Origin of the sequence: Arthrobacter sp. (genome assembly GCF_031179985.1) — a bacterium.
In the GTDB taxonomy this organism is placed as follows: Bacteria; Actinomycetota; Actinomycetes; order Actinomycetales; family Micrococcaceae; genus Arthrobacter.
Map to the genome: position 1 here is coordinate 29,638 of NZ_JAPSHJ010000040.1, position 6,149 is coordinate 35,786.

At 63.8% G+C, this 6,149-nt stretch carries 2 protein-coding genes; both read right to left on the minus strand.

All coding sequences use genetic code 11. The annotated features are described in order from the left end of the window. Nucleotides 1-25: 25 nt before the first annotated feature. Entirely contained in the window at nt 26-3,505 is a 3,480-nt protein-coding gene (locus RIN13_RS15805) for a putative Ig domain-containing protein (RefSeq protein WP_309108287.1), read from the minus strand. Nucleotides 3,506-3,771: 266 nt separating this feature from the next. After that, nucleotides 3,772-5,931 carry a glycogen debranching N-terminal domain-containing protein gene (locus RIN13_RS15810; RefSeq protein WP_309108288.1) on the minus strand — a complete coding sequence of 720 codons (2,160 nt, stop codon included), beginning with the start codon at nt 5,929-5,931 and terminating at the stop codon, nt 3,772-3,774. Nucleotides 5,932-6,149 lie beyond the last annotated feature (218 nt).

Below are 6,149 nucleotides of genomic sequence, written 5' to 3' on the forward strand. Positions count from 1 at the left end.
GGCCAAATGGGGTTTGCGGGAGGGCTTAGCCCGCCTTGTTCAACAACTCCACTTCGGCAAGGTTCACGTTGCCACCGTGCTCGTCGAGCACCCTGACCTGGGCGTAGTCTGCGCGCTGGGGGAGCGGGAACGTGTACCAGTTGGCCGCCGACATGCCGTTGATGGTCAGGAACGTCGTCCACGTTGCACCGCCGTCGTTGGATCCCTGGATGACGGTGCCGTTGCCCCGGCTGATGTGGCTCGCGCGGGGGTAGACCCGGACGATGTTGGTGACGATGCGTGTGGCGGCGTCGGTGGGCTGCACCGTGACCCAGCCGTTCGCCGTCGTCGTGTCCGTGTATGTGTTCGTGTTCCTGTCGAACATCTTCCACGCATTCTCCTGCGTGGTGCCCGTTCCTGGCCATGCGCGGGTTGAGGCGTTTACCCAGGCCTGAGCCACCGGAACCCGCTGGATCGCGGTATTCCACAAGGCAAGACGGCTGCCGTCTGTTGTGGCTGTGAGCGTGGTGCCGACCTTACCGGAGACCGTCCGGTACTCGACGCTGAACTGCACATCCCGGCCATATTCGACGTCGGCAGGCAACACCGCATTGGCCGTCCAGTTGATCCCGTCGGCGGACGTGGCAGTGGCGGCTGCTCCCTCGACAACGATGTTCAGCTCGGACAGCGGCTCGGTGGCAACGGCGGCGAGCGTTACGGTGTCGCCGTTCGTGGCCAGACCCTTGTCCGTGTTGGACGTTGACATGGACAGCGAGGAAATTGCGGTGGCCATCTCATGCCGTTCGCCATGGATACGGAACTCGCCGAAGGACGAGATTCCCGGGTAGGCGGGGTCGGTTGGCACACCGGGGTGATCTACCTGGACCTTCAGGTAGCGGAACGTCTGCCCTGCCACCTCGGCGCGCACCGGGATCGTCTCCATCGCAAAGTCGATCGCCGTTGTGTTGGTGGTCTCCCGCTCCGTCAGCAGCGTCCACGTCCGTCCGTCACGGGAGCCGTACACGTTGGCGCCCTGTGAACGGTTGGCGAAGTTGTACCTTGCCTGGAGGCCAAATGCATCGGCTGACACCTGGAAGCCCTGGCCGAAGTCGAGCGTGAAAGGTGCCCGCAGGTCTCCCGTGGTGGAGTGGAAGCTTCCGTCCACAAGGTTCCTCGGCTGGACGCCCGTCGGGTTGGTGGTGACGAGCCCGCGGTAGTCGATTGATTTGTCGTCCGCCAGCTTCGGAGTCAGCAGCCTGAGCTCCTTCACCGCTTTCTGGAGACGAACAAGCTGCTCAAGGTAGCCGGCGTCGTCGGCTGATTCCTTTGCCGTCCGGACTTCATTCCTCACTGTTTCAAAGGATGCGAAGGATGGAGTCTCGTAGACAGCGTTCGGATCGAACCCTGTCAGGGCGGCATCGAAGGCTGCCTGCCGGGTGGGAGCGATGACCACTGTGGCGGAACGCGTCGCGACGGAAGTGCCGTCGTCGGCCGTTACTTTGAAGGTGTGTTCGCCGACTGCGTCAGCGGCCGGACTCCAGAGAAGCTGACCGGTTGCGGCGTCGATCCGGGCGCCGGCCGGCAGACCCATGGTGGAGTACTGCAGCGGCTCCCCTCCTGCATCCGTTGCCGCTAGCGAGCGGGAAAGCGCGGCGCCCGACACTCCGATGACGGGCGTTGCGGTGTCTGCCGGGAACTGCGGCACGGTCAGTTGCGTCTTGGCTTCGAGGTTGACGTAATCGAAGTCCACCTCTGTGCCGTCCGCTCCGATTACCGTGAAGTAGGCCAGATTTTCGCCGCCCGGGCTAACACCGTTCAGCTTCTCCACATCCACGTCATACGTCACATAGCGCCACTGCCCCTGGGTGTCGGGAAGAGGTACTTCCAGCCGCTTAGCCGGGTTGCTCCCGATGGCGAGGGTTGCGGGTCCGTTGCTCCTGAACTGGACACCGACGGGGCTGTAGCCGGTGCGGCTGACGTACATGAGCGTACGGGCGGCAATTGTGCGGCCTTTATCTGCTGCACCGACGTGCACGAACGTGCGGCCGTCCTCGGTCCTGACCTTGAGCTTTTTCCCGTCCGTGGCCGAGCTGCGGGTCTCGAACTGGATCTTGGCGTCAGTAGCGACGGGTCTGGTCTGCCCCGCTACCTGAGCCGGAAGGGAGAGCCAGTACTCGGGGCTGTAATCAGGGTTGCTTTCCCATGAGTTGTACGCGCCTGTGCCCCAGAAGAACTTGGGCCCGTCCGCCTTGGCGTGGAGTTCGGCGACATATGGCGCTTCCGTTTCGACGTCCACGCCCAGGTCGTATTTGTAAACGTGGTAGAGCTCGTCGATCGGGTTGAACATACGGCCGCGGTAGGCCTCAGAGAGACTGCCCGGCCCGCCGGTGGTGTCGATCCACGGCGTTTCATACCCGAGCATGTACCCGGTGAAGGCATTCGCGGCCTTGAGGAGGCGGTCGCCGAGGAACTTGTACGGCGAGACAGCGTTGGAGGCAGTGGAAACCGTGCCGGCCGAGGGGTCGATCCTGGTGCCCTGGACGGTGAGGAAACGGGCCAGTGCACCTTGGATGTTGATGCCGTCCCAGGCGTGGGCCTGGTCTCGGCCCATTTCCTGATGCTGGACAAAGGAGTAGCCGTAGGGGTTGAGGGGATCGTCCTTGGAGATGAGCGGGAAGAGAGCTGCGAGCGAGCCGTTCTGCTCGGGACGGGAGGTGGTCGCGTTGACCGTGTACCACTCCACTGCCTCGTTATACCGCTCACGATTCTCAGTGAAGATGTACCCTGCGATCGCCCCGGTGAGCGGGTATCCGTGCTGGTTCAGGTAGCGCCAGTTGGTGTGAAGGAACGTTTCGGTCATAGGCCCGATGAGGTTGGCGCTGAGCTTCGCGGTGTCCTGCTCGTTCCAGTTCAGGTCATAGGCGGTGTAGCCCTCCGGGACGCTCGTGGAGCGGAAAATCTCGGCCGCGGCAACCATCCGGTACAGGGGTACCCCGGAATGGATGTGGGCGTCGGGGTAGTACGCGTACTTGGCCGGGTCCATGTTGCTCCAGATGCGGATGAGCCGCATTCCGTTCTCGCGGTACACGGGGTCGCCGGTGATGACGTAGAGAGTGGCCTGGGTGTAGGCGCCGAAGGCGTCACGGATGAGCCTGCTCTGGATACCCTGGGAGTTGAAGGCGGTGCTGCCGGGCTGGTCGATGACTGCGCTGCCGTTGGAGGAGCGGAAATTTTTTGCGGCGAACGGCGTCTCGGCCATGGCGTCGTAGTAGGTCTTCCACGGCTCGGTGCCGGCCTTGACCATGCTCCGGGCGTTGCGCAGGCTGTCAGCACTGACGCCGATGCCCGGGTGGACGAACCCGTTCGCACCCACTGTTTCACTGATGGTTACGTCCTGGCCGGTGTCTGCCGTCGCAGGAGCTGTGCCGCCCGGTGCGGGGAAGCCGGCTGCCGGGGCTACGAGGGAAAGAGCCGCGGCAAGCCCGAGCATGCGGGCCCATCGCCTCATCGTTGAAGGATGTTTCATCGGTCCTCCTGGATCGATTGGTGGTTCCTGTTTAGTTGGGGTGGTGATGTACGCCATCGGGAAGGGCAAGGGATGGCAAGCGCTATCCGGAAGCTTAGCTGTGATGCCGGTCTCAGGCAATCGTTATCCTGAAATTGCTTCTGTTGCGCGGAAAAGGAGCCTTTGCTGTTGCTTTTAAAGCCAGCCGACGACGGCGGGAGGTCCCGCCGTCGTCGGCTGTGCTTTGTTTGGGGGAAGGTCAAAGGAAGGAGTTACCCCTTCCGCCGTCAGGTCCGGCGCAGGCCGCTGAGGTCCACCAGATCGGTCAGTGGCGGGCGGGTTCCCCTTCGGTGCACCATGCCCTCGGGTAGTCCCGCAATGTCCACGCGTGACCCTGAAACATCGAGCGTAACCCTGGCCTCTCCAATTGGCAGGTTTGTTGTGCGCAGGCCTCCCCAAGTTTCCGGGAGGGCCGGATCCAGCCAGAGCTCACCCCGGGAGACATGTGGTTCGTACCGCAGGAGGCTCCGGACCAGCATCACCGGCGTTGCGGATGCCCAGGCCTGGGGGGAGCAGGCCGTCGGGTAGGGCAAAGGCTCCGGGTAATCGGCCCGGCTGAACCCGCAAAACAGCTCGGGAAGCCGGTTCTCGGTGAATTCCGCGGCCTCCATCAGCGCCGAGGAGAGCCGCTGCGCTTCCTTCACCAGGCCGTACCTCATCAGGCCGGCAACAATGAGGGCGTTGTCATGGGGCCAGACCGAGCCGTTGTGGTAGCTGACCGGGTTGTAGGCTCCCATGTCCGTGGCGAGGGTGCGTACGCCCCAGCCGCTGAACATCTCCGGGGACATGAGCCGCCGGGCAACCAACGGTGCCTTGTCCTCGTCCACAATTCCCGACCACAGGCAGTGGCCCATGTTGGAGGCGCAGGCATCGACGGGCCGTTTGTCCCGGTCGAGTGCGATGGCGTAGTACCCCCGATCCTGGAGCCAGAACTGCTCGTTGAACTGTGCCTTCAGCCGCTCGGCACGTTCCCGGAGATCGATGGCAAGCGCATCGTCGCCGGCCTCGTAGGCCATCCACGCCCGGGCGAGGTAGGCGCTGTAGACATACCCCTGCACCTCGCACAGGGCTATAGGGGCCTCCGCGATCCGGCCGTCGGCAAAATTGATTCCGTCCCAGGAGTCCTTCCAGCCCTGGTTTATGAGGCCTTGGTCACTGAGCCGTTCGTACTCAACAAAGCCGTCGCCGTCGAGGTCGCCGTAGTCCCTGATCCAGTCCAGCGCGCGGTCGGCATTGGGCAGCAGCGCGGCGATGTCTTCAGCGGGAAGTCCCCAGCGGCTGGCTTCCCCGAGGAGCGTGACGAACAGGGGGGTGGCATCAGCGGTGCCGTAGTAGACCGACCTGCCGCCCAGCGCAAGGCCCGTTCCGACGTCGAGCCTCACCTCGTGCAGAATCCTTCCCGGTTGCTCTTCGGTCAGCAGATCCACTTTCGACCCTTGCCGGTCCGCCAAGGTTTGTAGTGTGCCCAGGGCCAGCGTTGCATCGACGGGCAGGACCATGCAGGAGGACAGCAGTGCGTCCCGTCCGAACAGCGCCATAAACCACGGTGCCCCTGCGGCCACCACCATCCGGTCGGGGTGGAGGGGGTCCACGATGCGGAGGGCTCCGATGTCGTCATGGCTGCGCATCAGGCTTCGTTCGATGGACGGATTCCCTGTGCGGGGAAGCGGAACGCGCTCTTCCCAGGCCCGCTGTCGCCGTTCCTGTGCTGAGATGAGATCCGCTGAAAGAGCGACCGTGGGTACGCCGGCGTCGACATCTGTTTCCGCTGACAGCGGCAGCACGGTGGCGCGGACCGTCCATTTTCCATGCGGCGGGACCACCATGTTTACGACGAGGCCGTCGGCGGTGACCTCGGCATCCCGTACCCGCACCACAATCCCGTTGCGTGATCCCTGCCAGGTGGCTTCGATGGTCACAGAACCCGCCCGGGGTCGCCGGGTCTGCTCCCAGCGGCGAAGAAACCGGCCGTCCTTAACCTCGAAAAGATCAGAGAAATCAGCATCCACCGACAGCGCGACCTCGCACGCGGCCGGCTCAACAGAATAATTGTGAACAGTAATGTCCTCCACAAAACCCGCGCCAAGTTCACGTTTCCGTTCTACGGTCAGGGGGCTGTCTGCGCGCCCGTCGGAGCGCGTTGCCCTCCCGACATACATGCCCTGGAACGGAGAAGGCGTCCACGCCCCCAGCGGCTCAAGCGGTTGTCCGTTGACGGTGAGCGCCCATCGGGACAGGATCCTGGTGTCCTGGTAGAAAATGCCATGGGGATGATGGGGGAAGACATCCCCGTTCGGGAGCGATATGCAGAAGGACGATCCTGCCACCAGCGTGACGGCTCCCTGCCCGGTGCTCCCGGCTGCGTTGTCGGCATTCCATCCGGCCATCTCAGGCTCCTTATGACAAAGGCCACACCATAAACTGAGCCGAATCTACGCCGATTGCAGGGCGCTTACCAGACGGCATTTACGGGGATGGTTGCCTTGCCTGTCCTGACGGAGCAGAGGCCCCTAGATCCAGCGGGGGGCCGGCTGCCCGGGTTGTTTCCGGGAGGCGACTCCCCGCGTGCCCCGCCCAGTTGCCCAGGCTGCTACTTCGGCCAGGG

Coding starts and splice junctions, on each gene's coding strand:
- RIN13_RS15805 (WP_309108287.1), bottom strand. CDS start 3,505: ATGAAACATCCTTCAACGATGAGGCGATGGGCCCGCATGCTCGGGCTT.
- RIN13_RS15810 (WP_309108288.1), bottom strand. CDS start 5,931: ATGGCCGGATGGAATGCCGACAACGCAGCCGGGAGCACCGGGCAGGGA.